Below are 16,483 nucleotides of genomic sequence, written 5' to 3' on the forward strand. Positions count from 1 at the left end.
AAAGCCCGTTCAATCCGAGCGGATGCGAGTGGGAGAGAAACGGGTTCCGGACGTGGAGCCGGCAATCCGGTGAAGTGCCGGATTGTCGGCGAAACAAACGGAGTCCGTATGACACGGGTTCCGGGCCCGGAGACGGCCCCGCGCCGTTCAGATCCGGTTGCTTTTCTGGAGGTTGCAGCGGCGGCACAGGAGTTGAAGGTTGTTGACGGTGCTCGCACCTCCCTTGCTGTGCGGAATGACGTGATCGAACTCCAGGTAGTTGTTGTCTCCACATTCGACGCACTTGCCCTGATCACGCTGCCAGACCTCAAGTTTGACTTTCTGCGGGATGCTGCGGCTGGCCCGCTCCGTCTGCGGCATCAGCAGCAGGCGCTTGTTGATGCGGACCAGTGCGTCCAGGGTGGCGCCGAGCAGCACGGGCTGACTCACACCGTGGTAGTACCCGTTGCCTTTCTTCACGCCGAGCGCCAGATTGACTCCGTCCGGTAGTTCCTCGATCTGAAGGACCTTGGCGTACTGGATGTTCCAGCCTCCTTCGCTGGGACTCAGGAAATGCACCTGCCGGTTCGTGACCACGAGCCTGCCGGGGATATCGCGGGTGCGGGTGCTTGTGACGTGCCGGTATGTGGCAGTGCATTCCAGATGGGCGATTTCGCCGGCTTCGAGCATGATGCTGCTGTGGACGGTGGGCAGGTTTCCGGCCCGCAGTTGCGCAGCCTGCTTGAGTTCTTCCAGTTCCCGCTCGAGGTGGGCCACCATGGTGCCGGGCACTTCGAGGTGCTTGATCATCGAGTGGAACGTCGTTTCCTCCTCCTGGGTGATCTGACCATCAGCGCGGGCAAGGGCGAACATTCGTTCCAGGAAGCGCAGGGCGTCCGGGCGAACGAATTCCAGGGCCCGGTGAGCGCTGATGCGTTCCCGATCGATGACCGCCTGCAGGTCCTGCCACTCGCGGTACTCCATGACGCTGTCGGCGCAGGCATCAACGAACCTGAGACGAAATTGCCGCAGGCCTTCGGCCACTTCCCGCTGACAGCGACCACAGACACCCTGGGCGTCAAGGCGGTTGAGCAGACTGCTTCTGGCCTGACAGCGACGGCAGGTGCTGCCAGTGGCCGGAAAAAGAGGAGAAGAATTGAGTGGCGGCCACTGCTGGACCGGCAGGGGTCCACCCGGCTGGGGTGGAACGGTAGGTGAGGGGGATGGGGATGATGCAGGGGCGTCGTTGGCCACCTCGCCACCCATGGATTCGAGAAGGGCCTGAAGGCCGCCGTTGAAGCCCTGACCGACAGCCGTGACCCGCCATTCCCCCTGATGACGGTACAGATCCAGCAGAATCACGGCCTTCTCCGCCTGGAACAAGTTGCCCGGCACGTCGAACGCGGCCCTGATACCCTCCTGATCGCTCAGGTGTACGCGCCCCGCCCCTAGCGCCGCGAACGTCTGGCTGTCCGACGTGGCGGCCACCGTCAGCCTGTGAATGCTGGGAGGAAGGCGGTCGAGTTCAATGTGGAACTCCGAGCGCGGCAGATCAAGGCCGAGCGCCCGTTCCGGACTGCTGAGCTGGTTGTAGAAAATGAAGTACCGGTCATCGGCGAGGCGACGCTGTTCATTGACGCCGAACAGGCTGAGATCCGCGTCGTTCATGCCGGGCAGGTTGACCTGAACCGTCAGAGTGCGCTGCGCGGTGAGTGCCGCCACGGGAAGACGCTGCCCTCTTTGAAGTTGCTCGGGAGTTGGTACGGGCATGGACCAATAGTGTCAGTTCACCACTGAGTGTGCGGCGCAACTGCCTTGCACCTGCGAGTTCGGCAGATGCATTAAGGCGTGGAGAAGAAACCGGAGTCCGTATGGCAACCAGCAGCAGATCATTCTATCCCTGAGCTGTCCCGTTCCCTGATGCAGCGTGGCAAAACTCTTTCAGCTGTCCCGCCCCATACGGCATCCAACGAAAAAACCCCGTGTAAAACGGGGTTTTCTGCGGTTGGTGCCGGTGAGGGGACTCGAACCCCTACGGTTTCCCGCTCGATTTTGAGTCGAGTGCGTCTACCATTCCGCCACACCGGCGGGTGCGTGGGGAATGGTAGCGCGTGGGGGTGCGGTGGTCAACGTGGGTTCAGGTGGGGTCGGGGTGCGCGCCAATGCGGCGGCCGATGTCGCGCCTCAGTTGCGCGCCAGGGAAGTCCGTCTGGTCGGCGAGGGCGTAGGCGCGGCCCAGGGCGGCGTTCAGGGTGGGGGCGGTGGCGGTGATGGCGAGGACGCGGCCGCCGCTGCTGAGGAGTTGGCCGTTCTGGGTGCGGGTGCCGGCGTGGTGGATGATGCCGTGCGGGCCGGGGTCGGGGAGGGTGATGGGGATGTCTTTGTGGGGTTCGGCGGGGTAGCCGGGCGCGGCGAGGATGATGGTGGCGCTGGCGTCCTCGCTGAACGTGACGTGCGTGGGGTCGAGCTGGCCGCGGGTGGCGTCGAGGGCGTGCTGGGCGAGGTCGCTGGTGAGGAGGGGGAGGACGGTTTCGGCTTCGGGGTCGCCGAAGCGGGCGTTGAATTCCACGACTTTCGGGCCGGTGGGCGTGAGCATCAGCCCGGCGTAGAGGACGCCGGTGTAGGGCAGGCCCTCTGCGGTCATGCCGCGCAGGGTGGGTTCGATGATGTCGCGGCGGATCACGTCCAGCACGCCGGGTTCGAGGGGGAAGGGGCAGATGACGCCCATGCCGCCGGTCATGGGGCCGGTGTCGCCCTCGTGGATGGTCTTGTGGTCCTGGCTGGGGGGGGTGAGGGCGTACCGGGTGCCGCTGCACAGGGCGAGGATGGTGACTTCCTGGCCGGTCATGAAGTCCTCGGTGACGGCCTGCGCGCCGGGCTGGGTGAAGATGTCGCGCAGGGCGTCCTGGGCCTGCTCGGGGGTGTGGGCGATGGTGACGCCCTTCCCGGCTTTCAGGCCGGCGTCCTTCACGACGATGGGGGGCGTGAGGGTCGCGGCGTGGTCCAGCGCAGTCTGGAGGTCGCTGAAAGCGTGGTGCGCGGCGGTGGGGATGCCGTGGCGGTGCATGAACGCCTTGCTCCAGGCCTTGTCGCCCTCCAGGCGGCTGGCGGCGCGGGTGGGGCCGAAGGCGGGGATGCCCAGGGCGGCGCACTCGTCGACCACGCCGGCCGCGAGGTACGCTTCGGGGCCGACGATGACGAGGTCGGCGCCTTCCTGCTGGGCGAGGCGGGCGAGGGTGGAGGCGTCCTGGGGGCTGTCGATGATGCGGGCGTGCGCGGCGATGCCGGGGTTGCCGGGGGTGCACAGGACCTCGTGGCCGTGGCGGGCGCAGGCGTGCGCGATGGCGTGTTCGCGGCCGCCGCCACCGATGACCAGGACGCGCATCAGCGGTCGCCTCCGGAGCGGGCGGCGCGGCGCTGCCAGTAGCGGGCCAGGCCCTGCACGCTCATCCAGGGGGGGCAGGCGAAGTCGAAGCGGGCGGGCAGGCCGGGGTGTTCGCGGCTCAGGTCGTTCATGAGTGCCTCGGTGAAGGTGCGGGTGATGGTGTCCAGGTCGTGCCCGGCCTGCAGTCCGGCGGCGACGCGCTGCGCGTCGGTGTCCATGTTGCTCAGCAGGTCGTCCCAGTGGGCGGGGGTGTTCGGGTGGCTGCCGTAGTGCGCGAGGTGCAGGGTGCGGGCGTCCAGGGCGCGCAGGGTCCGGATGGACTCCCGCCACGCCTCAAGGTTGATGTCCGGCGGCGGGGTGGGCGCGCGGGGCGTCTGCGCGGCGTCGAGGCGGATGCCGCCCACGTCGCCCACGAACAGGTGTTCGCCCGCGTGGAAGCTCAGGTGGTGGACGGCGTGGCCGGGCGTGTCGAGGGCCTGCACGTCCAGCTGGCCCAGGCGCAGGCGTTCGCCGCCGTTCAGGACGGTCAGGCGTGCGGGGTCGATGGGTTGCATCTCGCCCCACAGGCGGTCCATCTGGTCGCCGTAGATCTGGGTGGCGCTGGCCACCAGCCGTTCCGGGCGGGACAGGTGCGCCGCGCCGCGTGCGTGGACGTACGCACGGGCCTGCGGGACGAGGTTCAGGACCGTGCCGGCCGCCCCGGCGTGATCGAAGTGAATGTGGGTCAGCAGGATGTGACGCACGTCCGAGAGGGTCGCGCCGAGGCCGGTCAGGCCGTCCTGGAGTGCGCCGAGGGTGCTGGTCGGGCCGGTGTCCACGACCGCGAGGCCGTCTCCGGTGTCGAACACGAACGCGGCGATGACGCCCGGTGTGTCCTGGAAGTGCAGGTCCAGCGCGTGAACCGCCGGGTCCGTCATGCCTTCCCGCTGAGGCGCGCGCCGAGCAGCAGCAGCGCGCAGGCGTACTGCACGCCCGCGATGATGCGGATGGTCTGCACGTTCGCGGCGGCGCGCAGGGGGCCGAAGGTCAGGGCGAGAATGCCGGTGGCGCTGAGTAGAATCATGCCGAACACAAGCCAGAGTGCCATGCGCAGCAGAATACCCGCTGCCGCCAGGGGCCGGGCGGCCGTGGGCTGGGCAGCGGGGCCGGCGTGGGCGCCAGCGGTCAGTTCTCGCTGACCAGCGCTTCGAGGAGGCGCACGGCTTCCTCCAGGCGGTGGGCCTGCACGCGGGCGGCGGTGCGCACCTGCCGCCACTCGAGGCGGACGCGGGCGAGGCTCAGGGGGTCGCCGCCGAGTTGCGTGAGTTGCAGCGCGCGGCGTTCGAGCGTCTCGACCTGCGCGGCAAGCTGACGCAGGGTGGCCTGGTGGGTGCGCGCGGCGTTCAGGGTGGCGTCCAGTTGCGCCTGCGCCTCGGCCTGCGCGAGGTGCAGGTTGTGGTGGGCCTGCATGACCTGCGGGCTGGCCTCGCCGGCCTCTCCGGCCTGCCACTGCGCGTAGTTCAGGGCGTGGCGGGCGCGCAGCACGTTGGGGTGCAGCGGCACGCCCAGCGAGAAGCGGGCGTTGCTCAGGTCGAGTTCCAGCATGGTCAGGGGCGTGTCGGCGTCCTCTAGGTCGATTAGGGGCGTGAACGCCTCCAGGAACGCGCGGGTCTGCGTGACCATCAGGCGGGAGTGCGCCAGTTGCGGGCTGACGACCTGCCCGCTGCGGCTGGCTTCCTCGAGTTCCTGGACGGTCAGGCGCAGCAGTTCGCCCTGCGCGACGGCCGCCGCGACCTGATCGGCCACCTCGATGCGGGCGTGGTCGGCGCGGAGTTTGCTGAGCATCTCCTCGGTCTCCCAGCGCCGCACCTCGGCCTGCGTGGCCTGCACGTCCCATTCGGCGGCGCGTTCCAGGCTCAGCAGGTCCGGGTTGGTGCGGATGGCGCCCAGGCTGCGGCTGGCGATCTCGGCGTGCGAGCGGGCCAGCAGCAGCGGCAGGTCGTGCGCGCGGCGTCCCCACTTGACGGGCGACGGGGCCGGGGCGATCGGGCCGGGCGCGGTGGGCTGGGCGGGAACCGGGACGGACTCGGCGAACTTGGCGAGGTCCAGGGTGGTGCCCTCAAGCCACTTGTCGGCGCGGGCGTCCCCGAAGTTCTCGCGCATCTGCGAGTACACGTCCTGCAGCACGGCGATCACGTCGCGCGGGCCGAGGGTCCGCACGGCGGTCCAGCCGCGACGCTGCACGGCGCCCTGCACGGCCAGGTCGGCCTCGCGCACGCCCAGTTCGGCGCTGAGGCGCTGGCGCAGCCAGTCGCGGTACGGGTCGGCGGAGACCGGGGTCACGCGCCCGCCTGGGCCTGGGCGCGGCGCTGGCGGGCGCATTCGAACAGCACCAGCGCGGCGGCGGTGGCGACGTTCAGGCTGTCGGCGCCGCGCGCGGCGTTCATGGGAATGCTGACCGAGTGGTCGGTGTCCCGCCAGTGGGCGGGCAGGCCCTCGTGTTCGGTGCCCAGCAGCAGCGCGACCCGGCCAGTCAGGGGGGCGTCCCAGTAGGTGCGGGGCGCGTCGGGGGTGCAGGCGACGGTGGTGAAGGCGCGGGCGGCCAGCCAGTCCTGGGCGGCCTGTTCGTCCATCACGGCGACCGGCAGGGTGAACACGCTGCCCTGGGACGCGCGGATCACGTTCGGGCCGTAGGGGTCCGCGCCGCGCCCGAGGACGATCACGGCGTCCGCGCCGGCGGCGTCGGCGGTGCGCAGGATCGCGCCGACGTTGCCGGGTTTCTCCAGGCCGTGCAGGACGACCGTCACGGCGTCCGGGCCGGGTTCGGGCAGCGCGGCGCGGGGTGTGGGGGCCAGGCCCAGCAGGCCGTCCGGGTTCTCGCGGCCGCTGACCTTCTCGAAGGCGGCGCGGGAGAGTTCCAGCACGGTCAGGTGCGGGTGGGTCAGTTCGGGGGCCAGCGCCTGAGCCTCGGGGCTGAACAGGGCCGGGCAGGTGTACAGGGTGTCCAGGTTCACGCCGGACGCGGCGGCGCGGTGCAGTTCGCGGGCGCCCTCGATCAGGATGACGCCTTCCTGTTCGCGTTCGCGGCGGGTGCGGAGTCTCACGAGCCGTTTCACGTGGCTGTTCTGGAGGGAGGTGATCGGGGCGGGCGTGGTCATCGCCGGTCATTATGCCGCGCGGGGGCCTGCGCGCTACGCTGTGGTCATGGCGCTGGCGTACCCTCCGTTTAAGTCCTGTCCCTGCGGTTCCGGCCGCAGCTACGGACACTGCTGCGGGCCGCTGCATGCCGGCGCGCCCGCCCCCACCCCCGAGGCCCTGATGCGCTCGCGGTACGCGGCGTACGCGCTGGGTCACGCGGCGTACGTGCTGGACACCTGGCATCCGGATACGCGGCCCGCGTCTGTGGACCTACGGGACGGCACGCGTTACCTGGGGCTGCGGGTGCGGCGCGCGGCGGGCGACCGCGTGGAGTTCGCCGCGCAGCTGCGCCTGCCGGACGGCGAGCGGTACACCCTGCGAGAGGACAGTGTGTTCGTGCAGGTGGACGGGCGCTGGCTGTACCTGGATGGCCGCGCGCCGGCCGGTGCCGACACCAGTGCCGACGCGGGGGCCGATACCGGACCGGCCTGACCCCGGCCCACACGGGTGGGGGTCAGGAACGTCCGGCGCGCGGGGCACGTACCATGAGACATGACTGAGCCCCGAGTGAACGCAGGTTCCCGCGACCGCCCGGCCCCGACCCTCCGTCCGCCCGGACCGCGCGCGGCGCTGCTGATCGGCGGCCTGCTCGCAGCGGGCCTGCTGGTCAGCCAGAGCGTGAAGGTCATTCCGGCCGGGTACGTGGGCGTGGTGTTCAGTTCGTTCAGTGGCGTGAAGGCGCAGCCGCTTCAGGAAGGCATTCATTTCCTGGTGCCGTTCGTGGACCGCGTGAACCTGTACGACGCCCGCCTTCAGGAGGTCACGCTGGCTCACACCGTGCAGGACGGCGACGAGGGCGCGATCCGGGCGCGCAGCAAGGAGGGCCTGGACATCACGGCGGACGTGACCGTGCAGTTCCGGGTGGACCGCTCCAGGGCGGCGACGCTGCACAAGGAGCTCGGGCGGGACTACGTGCGGACCGTGATCCGCCCGCAGGTGCGCAGCAAGGTCCGGGACGCCATCGGGCAGTTCGGGGCGGCGGACATCATCTCCTCCAAGCGGCAGGAGGTCGAGGCGAGCATCACGGCGGAACTCCGCAAGATCTTCGAGCGCAACAATCTGGTGCTCGACAGCGTGCTGCTGCGTGAGTTGCGGATTCCGGACAGCATCGCCAAGGCCATCGAGCAGAAGCAGGCGGCCGAGCAACAGGTGGCGGTGGAACGCAACCGCCTGCAACAGTCGACCATCGGGGCGCAGCGGGCCGTGGTCGAGGCCGAGGGGGCCGCGAAGGCGGCGGTCGCGCGGGCGCGCGGGGAGGCCGAGGCGCTGTCGCTGCGCGGGCGGGCGCTGCGGGAGAATCCGCAGCTGATTCAGTTGACGGTCGCCGAGAAGCTCTCGCCGGGCATTCAGACGGTCATGCTGCCCAGCACCGGGAATTTCCTGCTGGACGTGGACACGCTCACGCAGCCCGCGAAGACGGCCGCGAAACCATGAGCGCCGCCCGTGCGGTAGCCTGCTCATGATGGTCGTTCTGATGCTGATGCTGATCTTCGCGGGGGTCGCGACCTTCACGGCGGTCGCGTACGTGAACAACGCGAAACGTGGTGCGGGCCGGGCCCTCGGGGATTCCGCCCGCAGCGGTGAACTGCCCGCCACTCCGGCGCCGGGGGCCGCGCTGCCCGGACCGGCCGCCCCCGGCGCAGAACTGACGTTGCCGCTGCTGCTGTCGCTGCCGGAACCCGCGCGGACGCGCGCCTGGGCGCTGCTGTCGGGCGTGACGGACGCCCTGACAGCCGGTTCCGGAGACACCCGCACGGCGTTCCTGCTGGCCCAGACGCGCGACTCGTACCTGCCGGACACGCTGCGCGCCTACGCGGCCCTGACGCCCGGCGCGCGGCAGGCCCTGGAACGTCAGGGGCAGCCGCCGGAGGTGCTGCTGGACGAGCAGCTGTCCCTGCTGGAGGACGGGGTGCGCGAGGCGTTGCGGCACGATCATGCGGCCGCCGACCGGCTGCTCACGCAGGGGCGTTTCCTGCGCGAACGCTTCGGGAGCGACCTGAGGCTGGAGAAGTAGGCGCCGGCAGGAGCAGCTGAACGAACGTTCAAGATTGAACCGGGTTCAGCTTCGCGGTCCGGAGGACGGCCGGGCCGTAGCCTGCCGGTATGACCACACTGGCATTTCTGGGCCTGGGCGCGATGGGCGACCCGATGGCCGCGCACGTCACGCGCCACGCGCGGCAGGGCGGTCACCGCGCCCAGGTCTGGAACCGCACCGCGTCCCGCGCCCACGCGCACGCCCAAGCGCACGGCAGCGAGGTCGCCTCGCTGGAGCAGGCGGCGCAGGCCGACGTGATCTTCACCTGCCTGCCCACGAGCGCGCAGGTGGACGAGGTCCTGACCGTCATGGAAGCGCACCTGAAAGCGGGCGCGGTATGGGTGGACTGCACGAGCGGGCATCCGCAGGCGGCGGCCGCGCAGGGCCAGCGGCTCGCGGCGCGCGGGGTGACGCTGCTGGACGCGCCGGTCAGTGGCGGCACGGGCGGCGCGCAGGCCGGCACCCTGACCGTCATGGTGGGCGGCCCCGCCGACGCGCTGGAAGCCGTGCGGCCGCACCTGGCGTTCGCCGGGAAGGTCGTGCATGTCGGTCAGGGCGGCGCGGGCTTCGCGGTGAAGGCCGTGAACAACGCGCTGCTGGGCGCGGCGCTGTGGGCGACCGGCGAGGGACTGGCGGTCCTGTCACGCGTGGGCGTGGACCTGCACGCCGCGCTGGACGTCATCAATGCCAGCAGCGGCCGCAGCAACGCCAGCCAGAACCTGATCGGGCAGCGGGTCCTGACCCGCGAATTCCCCGCCACCTTCGCGCTGGGCCTGCTCGCCAAGGACGCCGGGATCGCCGCCGACCTGACCGGCAGCGTGCAGGGCAGCGCGCCGCTGCTGGCCCAGACGGCGGCCCTGCTGCGCGCCGCCGAGCACCTGATCGGCGCGGACGAGGACCACACGGCCGCCCTGAAACTGATCGAACAGATGAACCGCACCGAGCTGAACTGATACGGGTTCCGTTTGTTTCGCCAACAATCCGGAACTTCACCGCCCCTGCCGGCTCCACGTCCGGAACCCGTATTGCTCCCACTCGCTTCGCTCGGATTGAACGGTCTTTACAGCCCATTCAATCGGAGTTCGTATCACCCCCCTCCCCAGGAGCCGACATGAACGACACCCCTCCCCCGCCCGCCCCGCAGTTCACCGTGATCACCGACGGCGGCATGGACGCCTACGCCACCCTGCGCAACGACGTGCCGGTCGCGCCGTTCTCGGTCACGTTCGGGAACCGCACGTACCGCATGAACGAGATCAGCCGCGCCGAACTGTACCGGGAACTCCAGACCAATCCCCACCACCCCACCAGCAGCCAGCCCACCCCGCAGGACTGGATGGATGCCGCCACGCAGGCCGGTCAGGACGTGCTGGGCGTGACGGTCAGCGCCGGCCTGAGCGGCAGCCTGAACGCCGCCGAGCAGGCCCGGCAGGCCCTGGAGGGCCGCGTGCGCCTGACCCTGCACGACACCCGCACCATCAGCGCCGCGCAGGCCTTCCAGGTGCACGCCGCCGCCACCGCCGCCGCGCGCGGCGAGACGCTGGACACCGCCCGCGAGTGGATGCGCGCCGTGCACGAGGAAACCGAACTGTACTTCACCATCGAGACGCTGGAGTACCTGCGCCGGGGCGGACGGATCGGGCGGGTGCAGGCGACGCTGGGCGGCCTGCTGAACCTCAAGCCGGTCATCACCGTGGACCGGGAGACCGGCACGTACACGAACGTGGGCCGCGCCCGCTCGTACCGGGGGGCCATCGAGGCGCTCGCGGCGCAGGTCACGCGCCGCCACGGCGAGGGCACCCCGCTGCGCCTGGGCCTGCTGTACGGCAGTGTCCGCGAGGACGCCGACGAGGTGCTGGCGCACCTGAGTGCCCGGCACCCCATCGTGTGGTCCGACGTGGCGGGCGTGAACCCGGTCCTGAACGTCCACACCGGCCCGCGCGCCCTGGGGCTGGCCGCCGCGCCCGGCGCGTGGCCCTGGGAACGCTGAAGCACCCACCGCCGCAAAGGAGAGGAGGAACGCCTGCAATGCGCGGCGTTCCTCCTCTCCTCTATCAACCATCAACTCTCGACCATTACCCTCTTCACTGCGTGCTGCGCGGGTCGAGGACGTCGCGCAGGCCGTCGCCGAGCAGGTTGAAGCCCAGCACGGTCAGGAAGATCGCCAGTCCCGGAAAGACCATCGTCCAGGGCGCGTCGATGTAGTACTGGCGGCTGTCGCTGATCATGGTGCCCCACTCGGGCAGGGGCGGCTGCGCGCCGATGCCCAGGAAGCCCAGCGCGGCGACCTCGATGGTGGCGGTGGCGATGCTCAGCGATCCCTGCACGATCAGCGGGGAGAGGCTGTTCGGCAGGACGTGCCGGAAGATCATGCGGCCCTGCGTGGCGCCCAGCGCCCCGGCGGCCTGCACGAATTCACGTTCGCGGATGGACAGGACCACGCTGCGCGCCAGTCGCATGTACACCGGCACCTGCACCAGCGACACGGCCAGCATGGCGGTCACGAGTTGCGGGCTGTTCAGGGCGAACAGGCGGTCCATGCCGGCGATCAGCAGTGGCGGGTCGCTGGCGCTGAAGATGCTGGCGAAGCCGATGGCGAGCAGGATGCTGGGGAAGGCCAGCATCACGTCGGTCAGGTAGCCCATCACCGAATCGAACCAGCCGCCGAAGTACCCGGCGAGCACGCCGAGCAGCGAACCGATCACCAGGGCCAGCAGGGTGCTGACCACGCCGACTTTCAGGCTGATGCGGGTGCCGTGCAGGACGCGGGTCATGACGTCGCGGCCCAGGTTGTCGGTGCCCATCGGGGCGGCCCAGGCGTTCACGCGGCCCGTGACGGGATCGCGGTAGGTTTCGGCGACTTCCGGGTTCCACAGCGCGGCGACGCTGGGCGCCTTGAGAATCCGGCTGTAGTTGCGGTCGGTGGTGGGGTCGTAGGGTTTCAGGACGCTGGCGAAGACGGCCAGCAGCACGAACGCCGCCACGATGACCGCCCCGACCCGGCCGGGCGTGGAGCGGCGGAAACGGCGCCAGAAGATGCTGTCCTGGCGGGGTTTGGCGGCGGGAGCAGTTGCGGTTGTCATGAGGTCACCTGTGCCCGTCAGCTGTACTGGATGCGGGGGTCGAGGGCGGCGTAACTGAGGTCCACGATCAGGTTGGCGAGGCTCACGATCAGCGCGGCGAAGATCACGCCGCCCTGGATGATCGGGTAGTCACGCTGGCTGATCGCGTCGTACACCCACGAGCCGATGCCGGGCCACGAGAAGATCGTCTCGGTCAGCACGGCCCCGCCGAGCAGCGCGCCGGCCTGCAGGCCGATGACGGTCACGACCGGCAGCAGGGCGTTGCGCAGCGCGTGCTTGAAGGTCACGGCGCGGCCGGTCAGCCCCTTGGCGCGGGCGGTGCGGACGTAGTCCTGCCCCAGCACGTCCAGCATGGAGGAGCGCGTGATGCGCGCGATGATCGCCAGCGGAATGCTGCCCAGCGCGATGGCGGGCAGGATCAGGTGGCGCAGGGCGTCCCAGGCGGCGGCGGGCTGGCCGCGCAGCAGGCCGTCCAGGACGTAGAAGCCGGTCAGGGGTTCGAGGTTCACCTCGCTGCCCAGCCGCGCCGAGGGGGGCAGCCAGCCGAGTTTCACGGCGAAGAAGTACGACAGCAGCAGGCCCAGCCAGAACACGGGCATGCTGACGCCCACCAGCGAGATGGTGGTCGCGAGGTTGTCCCACACCGAGTTGCGGCGCAGCGCGGCCAGGATACCGGCGGGCATGCCGACCAGCAGCGCGAACAGCAGCGCCGCGACGCTCAGTTCGGCGGTGGCGGGGAAGCGGGCTTTCAGGTCGTCCCAGACGGGAATGTTGCTCTTGATTCCACTGCCCAGGTCACCCTGGAGCAGCGCGCCCATGTACTTGGGGTACTGGGCGTCCATGGGGTTGGCGGGGTTGAAGAACCAGGGTTTGTTCAGGCCGAGCTGCTCGCGCAGCGCGGCGGCCGCTTCCGGCGTGGCGCGCTCGCCGAGCATGGCGACGGCCGGATCGCCGGGAATGGACCGCACGAACACGAACACCACGAGACTGATGCCCAGCATGACCAGCACGGTCCGCAGCAGGCGGCGAATCAGGTAACTGCCCAAAGCAGACCTCCCTTGGGTGAATGAATAGAACGAGAATCGAGGTACGAACAGGCCCGGTCGGGTCGGTTGCGTCAGACGGTCAGACAGTGTGTCGGCGCACAGTGTACCTGCCGGGCTGCCGGGCAGTCCGGGCAGTTCAGACAGGTGCCGACGCGGGCAGGTGGCCGGCGTGCCCGCCGGGAACGCAAGACGGCAGGTCTCCGGGATCTGGAGACCTGCCGCCCGGCGACCGGGGTCATGACGGACTGCCGGGGCCTGAAAGGCCGCGTGGACCTTTCAGGCCGGGGCCGGATTACTTCTTGCCGGTGACGGTGATGGTGTTGAAGGGTTCGCTGCCCAGCGGGCTGGGCGCCCAGCCCTTGACGTAGCTGCGCGCGGCGGCCAGCGGGTTGCTGTGCACCATGGGAATGCGGTACGCGGCGTTGTAGGTGATCTCGTGCAGCTGCGAGTACACCTTGGCCTTGGCTTCCTGGGTGGCGGCGGCGCGGCCCTGCTGGAGCAGCGTCTCGACGTTCGCGGGGTTCCAGTTGATGTCGTCCGAGGCGTTCGCGCCGTAGTACGCGCCGTAGAAGTTGTCGGGGTCGCCGTAGTCGCCGGTCCAGCCGATCATGTACATGTCGAAGCCGGGTTCCTTGTTGCGGTCCTCGAGGTACTTGGCCCAGTCCTGGGTTTTCAGGTTGACCTTGATGCCGATGGCGCTCAGGTCGGCGGCGATGGCCTCGGCGATGGGTTTGGGCGTGGGGAAGTACGGGCGGCTGACCGGCATGTACCACAGGTCGATGGAGAAGCCGTTGGGGTAGCCGGCGTCGGCCAGCATCTTCTTGGCGGCGGCCGGGTCGAACTTGTAGTCGGCCGGGACCTTGGAGCTGTTCGCCCAGCTCATGACCGGGGGAACGAAGCTGGCGTTGCTGACGCCCAGACCGTTCCAGAAGCCTTCCACGATGGCCTTCTTGTTGATGGCCATGCTGATCGCCTGACGCACCGACTGGTTTTTCAGGTACTGGTTGCGGTTGTTCATGGACACGAAGCCCACGTTGAAGCTCGGGCGCTTGACGGCCACGAGGTTCTTGTCGGCCTGGACGCTCCTGAGGCTGTCGGGGGTCAGGTCGTTGGCGAAGTCGATGGTGCCGGCCTTCAGTTCGTTCAGGCGCTGGCTGGCGTCCTTGATGTTACGGATGACCAGCTGGTCGACCTTGGCTTTCTCGCCCCAGTACAGCTTGTTGGGCAGCAGGGTCACGCGGTCGCCGGTGCGCCAGCTCTGGAAGATGAAGGGGCCGGTGCCGACGGGCTTGCTGGCGGGCGTGCCGTACTTGGCGCCTTCCTTCTTGATGGCCGTGGGGCTGGCGATCCCGAAGTACCCGGCGGCCATCACGTTGGGCAGCACGCTGGAGGGCTTGTTCAGGTCGATGCGGACGGTGGTGTCGTTGACCTTGACGATGTTCTTGATGACGGCGGTGGCGTCGCCCTTGTAGCCGCCGAGCAGTTCGCCGACGATCTCGAAGGTGCGGCCCTGGTCGCGGAAGCCGTAGGGGTGGCTCTTGTCCCACCAGCGGCTCAGGTTGAACACGATGGCGTCGGCGTTCATGGGGGTGCCGTCATGGAAGCGCACGCCCTTGCGCAGCGTGAAGGTCCAGGCGGTGTTGTTGGCGTTCGCTTTCCAGGAGGTGGCGAGGCCGGGCGCGAGGTCGGTGCTGCCGGGCTTGAAGTCCACCAGGGTGTCGTAGATCTGACGCTGCACCAGGATGCTGATGCCGTCGGTGATGTTGCCGGATTCCAGGCTGACGGGCTCGCCGTTGCCGCCGAACACGAGGGTGGCCGCGGAGGCGGCGCTGAGGGTGGAGAGCAGGGCGGTCAGAAGCAGTTTCTTCATGGAACCTCCGGGTCCGGCATGCGGCGCGACTCCGGAACGACCCGGCTGTGCGCGCATGTGGACGGTAAAAAGGTAAAACGTTCGTTAAGGGTAGGGGGCCGCCGGGGGGGTGTCAAGCGAGCCGTATACACCCGCCGGACACCCCGCCCTCCCGGCGGCCCGCGCGCCTGGGCGGCGCTGGTCGAAACCACCGGCGCCCCGCTCCCGGCCCGCGCTGCCGTACGCTGGGCCGGTGACCGACCCAAGCGACGCTGCCCGCACCGCCGTCCCGCACGGACCTGACCTGCCGGCCGGGCGGCTGGTGATGGTGGACATCCCCGGCCCGACCCTGGACGGCGACACGGCCGCGCACCTGCGCCGGCACGGGATCCGCAGCGTGTGCCTGTTCGGCAAGAACGTGCAGTCCGAAGGGCAGCTGCGCGCCCTGTGCGCCGACCTGCGCGCCGTGATGGGCGAACACGCCCTGATCGCGCTGGACCACGAGGGCGGCGCGATCCTGCGGCCGGACTTCTGGCCGTTCGCGCCGTCCGCGATGGCCCTCGGCGCGGCGGACGACCCGTACCTGACGCGCCGGTCGAGTGAGGCGCTCGCGCGGCAGTTGCGGGCGGTGGGCATCAACTGGAATTTCGCGCCGGTGCTGGACGTGAACGTGAACCCGGCCAATCCCGTGATCGCGGACCGGGCGTTCGGGGGGCAGGTGCCGCTCGTGACCCGGCACGGCCGCGCGGCGCTGGCCGGGCATGACGCGGCGGGCGTGGCGGCCTGCGTGAAGCACTTCCCCGGTCACGGGGACACGTCGCTGGACAGTCACCTGACGCTGCCGAGCGTCACGCGGTCCCGCGCGGAACTCGACCGGACCGAGTTCGCGCCGTTCCGGGAGCTGCTGCCGGTCACGCCGGCCGTGATGACGGCGCACGTCGTGTACCCGGCGCTGGACCCGCACGCGCCCGCCACGCTGTCGCGCACGGTCCTGACGGACGTGCTGCGCGGCGAGTGGGGATTCGGGGGTGTGATCGTCACGGACTCGATGGGCATGAAGGCCATCGACGACCACTACGGGCGCGGCGAGGCCGGCGTGCTGGCCGTGCAGGCCGGCGCGGACCTGGTGATGGCGCTGGGGCGCCGCGAGGCGCAGGAGCAGACGCTGGACGCCCTGGCGTCGGCCCTGGCGGACGGCCGTCTGGACGCGGCGCAGGTGCAGGCGAGCGCGGCGCGGCTCTCGGCCCTCGCGAGCCGCTACCCCGCGCAGGCGGACGCGGCCCTGGACCTGCGGGCCGACGCGCCGCTGTTCGCGCAGGCGTGGGCGCAGGCCCTGACCGCCTACCGCACCCCCGTGGCCCCCGCGCCGGGGTCGCGCGTGCGCCTCGTCGCGCCGCGCCGCGTGACGCGCGAGAACGTCAGCGAGGCCAGCGTGGACGCCGCCACCCTCGCCTCGGAACTCGCGGGGGTGTACCGGGTGGACCTGACGGCCTTCGACGACCCGGCGCAACTCGACTGGCACGCCCTGCGGTCCGGCGGGGTGCCGGTGGTGCTCGCCACGACCGGCCGGCACCGGCACCCGGCGCTGCGCGGCGCGCAGCCGGACCTGCACCTCGCGCTGTACAACCCGTACGCGGCGCTGGACGTGGACGCCCCGGCCGTCCTGACCTTCGGGTTCCGCCCGGAGGCCCGCGCCGCCCTGCTGGCGTGGCTGCGCGGCGAGGCGGACGCGCCGGGCCGCCTGCCCTTCGGCACCTGAAACGGAGTCCGTCTGTGGGATTGCTACGGACTCCGATTGAATGGGCGGCAAAGCCCGCTGGGTCCGAGCGAAGCGAGCAGGAGCGACACGCCCCTCCGGACGTGCAACCGGCCATCCGGTGAAGTTCCGAATTGTTGGCGAGACAAACGGCAGTCCGGATCAGGGTGGGC

15 protein-coding genes and 1 tRNA gene are annotated in these 16,483 nt (G+C 70.2%); 6 read left to right on the forward strand and 10 right to left on the reverse strand.

What is annotated here, in order from left to right; genetic code table 11:
• Positions 1–147 precede the first annotated feature (147 nt).
• The 7 genes from CBQ26_RS06295 to CBQ26_RS06325 form a co-directional block, all read right to left on the reverse strand.
• Positions 148–1,749, reverse strand: coding sequence for a TerD family protein (locus CBQ26_RS06295; RefSeq protein WP_088247649.1), 1,602 nt, complete (start codon positions 1,747–1,749; stop codon positions 148–150).
• 236 nt (positions 1,750–1,985) lie between these two features.
• A tRNA-Leu gene (locus tag CBQ26_RS06300) sits at positions 1,986–2,067 on the reverse strand.
• A 49-nt stretch (positions 2,068–2,116) separates the two neighbouring features.
• Positions 2,117–3,364, reverse strand: coding sequence for a phosphoribosylamine--glycine ligase (gene purD, locus CBQ26_RS06305; RefSeq protein ID WP_088247650.1), 1,248 nt, complete (start codon positions 3,362–3,364; stop codon positions 2,117–2,119).
• Positions 3,364–4,281 carry an MBL fold metallo-hydrolase gene (locus CBQ26_RS06310; RefSeq protein WP_088247651.1) on the reverse strand — a complete coding sequence of 306 codons (918 nt, stop codon included), beginning with the start codon at positions 4,279–4,281 and terminating at the stop codon, positions 3,364–3,366. The genes purD and CBQ26_RS06310 overlap by 1 nt, the downstream gene beginning before the upstream one ends.
• The gene (locus CBQ26_RS21755; protein WP_088247652.1) at positions 4,278–4,451 is read right to left on the reverse strand and encodes a hypothetical protein; all 174 of its coding nucleotides are present in this window, start codon (positions 4,449–4,451) and stop codon (positions 4,278–4,280) included. The genes CBQ26_RS06310 and CBQ26_RS21755 overlap by 4 nt, the downstream gene beginning before the upstream one ends.
• 77 nt (positions 4,452–4,528) lie before the next feature.
• Entirely contained in the window at positions 4,529–5,686 is a 1,158-nt protein-coding gene (locus CBQ26_RS06320; protein ID WP_229844355.1) for a hypothetical protein, read from the reverse strand.
• The gene (locus tag CBQ26_RS06325) at positions 5,683–6,501 is read right to left on the reverse strand and encodes a TrmH family RNA methyltransferase (protein WP_088247654.1); all 819 of its coding nucleotides are present in this window, start codon (positions 6,499–6,501) and stop codon (positions 5,683–5,685) included. Before CBQ26_RS06325 ends, CBQ26_RS06320 begins: the two co-directional genes overlap by 4 nt.
• A 46-nt stretch (positions 6,502–6,547) precedes the next feature.
• Here CBQ26_RS06325 and CBQ26_RS06330 point away from each other — a divergent pair, with 46 nt between their 5' ends.
• The 5 genes from CBQ26_RS06330 (at position 6,548) to CBQ26_RS06350 (ending at position 10,566) form a co-directional block, all read left to right on the forward strand.
• A complete protein-coding gene (locus CBQ26_RS06330; RefSeq protein ID WP_088247655.1) occupies positions 6,548–6,973 on the forward strand; it encodes a YchJ family protein in 426 nt (141 codons plus the stop codon).
• A 60-nt stretch (positions 6,974–7,033) separates the two neighbouring features.
• Positions 7,034–7,975 carry a prohibitin family protein gene (locus CBQ26_RS06335; RefSeq protein ID WP_088247656.1) on the forward strand — a complete coding sequence of 314 codons (942 nt, stop codon included), beginning with the start codon at positions 7,034–7,036 and terminating at the stop codon, positions 7,973–7,975.
• Between the two features lie 28 nt (positions 7,976–8,003).
• Complete coding sequence (locus CBQ26_RS06340) at positions 8,004–8,555, forward strand: hypothetical protein (protein WP_229844356.1); 552 nt, start codon at positions 8,004–8,006, stop codon at positions 8,553–8,555.
• Between the two features lie 89 nt (positions 8,556–8,644).
• Positions 8,645–9,529, forward strand: a complete 885-nt coding sequence (locus CBQ26_RS06345) for an NAD(P)-dependent oxidoreductase (protein ID WP_088247658.1) — start codon at positions 8,645–8,647, stop codon at positions 9,527–9,529.
• A gap of 158 nt (positions 9,530–9,687) precedes the next feature.
• Positions 9,688–10,566 (forward strand): DegV family protein, encoded by an 879-nt coding sequence (locus tag CBQ26_RS06350; RefSeq protein WP_088247660.1) that lies wholly within the window; start codon positions 9,688–9,690, stop codon positions 10,564–10,566.
• 94 nt (positions 10,567–10,660) lie between these two features.
• Here the strand turns inward: CBQ26_RS06350 and CBQ26_RS06355 are convergent, their stop codons facing one another.
• From CBQ26_RS06355 to CBQ26_RS06365, 3 genes are all read right to left on the reverse strand, one after another.
• Positions 10,661–11,659 carry an ABC transporter permease gene (locus tag CBQ26_RS06355; protein WP_088247661.1) on the reverse strand — a complete coding sequence of 333 codons (999 nt, stop codon included), beginning with the start codon at positions 11,657–11,659 and terminating at the stop codon, positions 10,661–10,663.
• A gap of 17 nt (positions 11,660–11,676) precedes the next feature.
• Positions 11,677–12,705 (reverse strand): ABC transporter permease, encoded by a 1,029-nt coding sequence (locus CBQ26_RS06360; RefSeq protein WP_088247663.1) that lies wholly within the window; start codon positions 12,703–12,705, stop codon positions 11,677–11,679.
• A gap of 292 nt (positions 12,706–12,997) precedes the next feature.
• On the reverse strand, positions 12,998–14,575 hold the full coding sequence (locus tag CBQ26_RS06365) for an ABC transporter substrate-binding protein (protein WP_088247665.1): 1,578 nt from the start codon (positions 14,573–14,575) through the stop codon (positions 12,998–13,000).
• 232 nt (positions 14,576–14,807) lie between these two features.
• On the opposite strand from CBQ26_RS06365, the gene nagZ reads away from it, so the two are divergent.
• Positions 14,808–16,313, forward strand: a complete 1,506-nt coding sequence (gene nagZ, locus CBQ26_RS06370) for a beta-N-acetylhexosaminidase (RefSeq protein WP_342351771.1) — start codon at positions 14,808–14,810, stop codon at positions 16,311–16,313.
• Positions 16,314–16,483 lie beyond the last annotated feature (170 nt).

Source organism: Deinococcus indicus, assembly GCF_002198095.1.
In the GTDB taxonomy this organism is placed as follows: domain Bacteria; phylum Deinococcota; class Deinococci; order Deinococcales; family Deinococcaceae; genus Deinococcus; species Deinococcus caeni.

What these genes read in the sequence shown, in the direction of transcription:
- CBQ26_RS06310 (WP_088247651.1), bottom strand. Translation starts at nt 4,281, where the DNA reads ATGACGGACCCGGCGGTTCACGCGCTGGACCTGCACTTCCAGGACACA.
- CBQ26_RS06350 (WP_088247660.1), top strand. Translation starts at nt 9,688, where the DNA reads ATGAACGACACCCCTCCCCCGCCCGCCCCGCAGTTCACCGTGATCACC.
- CBQ26_RS06365 (WP_088247665.1), bottom strand. Translation starts at nt 14,575, where the DNA reads ATGAAGAAACTGCTTCTGACCGCCCTGCTCTCCACCCTCAGCGCCGCC.
- CBQ26_RS06340 (WP_229844356.1), top strand. Translation starts at nt 8,004, where the DNA reads ATGGTCGTTCTGATGCTGATGCTGATCTTCGCGGGGGTCGCGACCTTC.
- CBQ26_RS21755 (WP_088247652.1), bottom strand. Translation starts at nt 4,451, where the DNA reads ATGGCACTCTGGCTTGTGTTCGGCATGATTCTACTCAGCGCCACCGGC.
- CBQ26_RS06330 (WP_088247655.1), top strand. Translation starts at nt 6,548, where the DNA reads ATGGCGCTGGCGTACCCTCCGTTTAAGTCCTGTCCCTGCGGTTCCGGC.
- CBQ26_RS06355 (WP_088247661.1), bottom strand. Translation starts at nt 11,659, where the DNA reads ATGACAACCGCAACTGCTCCCGCCGCCAAACCCCGCCAGGACAGCATC.
- CBQ26_RS06325 (WP_088247654.1), bottom strand. Translation starts at nt 6,501, where the DNA reads ATGACCACGCCCGCCCCGATCACCTCCCTCCAGAACAGCCACGTGAAA.
- CBQ26_RS06295 (WP_088247649.1), bottom strand. Translation starts at nt 1,749, where the DNA reads ATGCCCGTACCAACTCCCGAGCAACTTCAAAGAGGGCAGCGTCTTCCC.
- CBQ26_RS06345 (WP_088247658.1), top strand. Translation starts at nt 8,645, where the DNA reads ATGACCACACTGGCATTTCTGGGCCTGGGCGCGATGGGCGACCCGATG.
- CBQ26_RS06335 (WP_088247656.1), top strand. Translation starts at nt 7,034, where the DNA reads ATGACTGAGCCCCGAGTGAACGCAGGTTCCCGCGACCGCCCGGCCCCG.
- purD (WP_088247650.1), bottom strand. Translation starts at nt 3,364, where the DNA reads ATGCGCGTCCTGGTCATCGGTGGCGGCGGCCGCGAACACGCCATCGCG.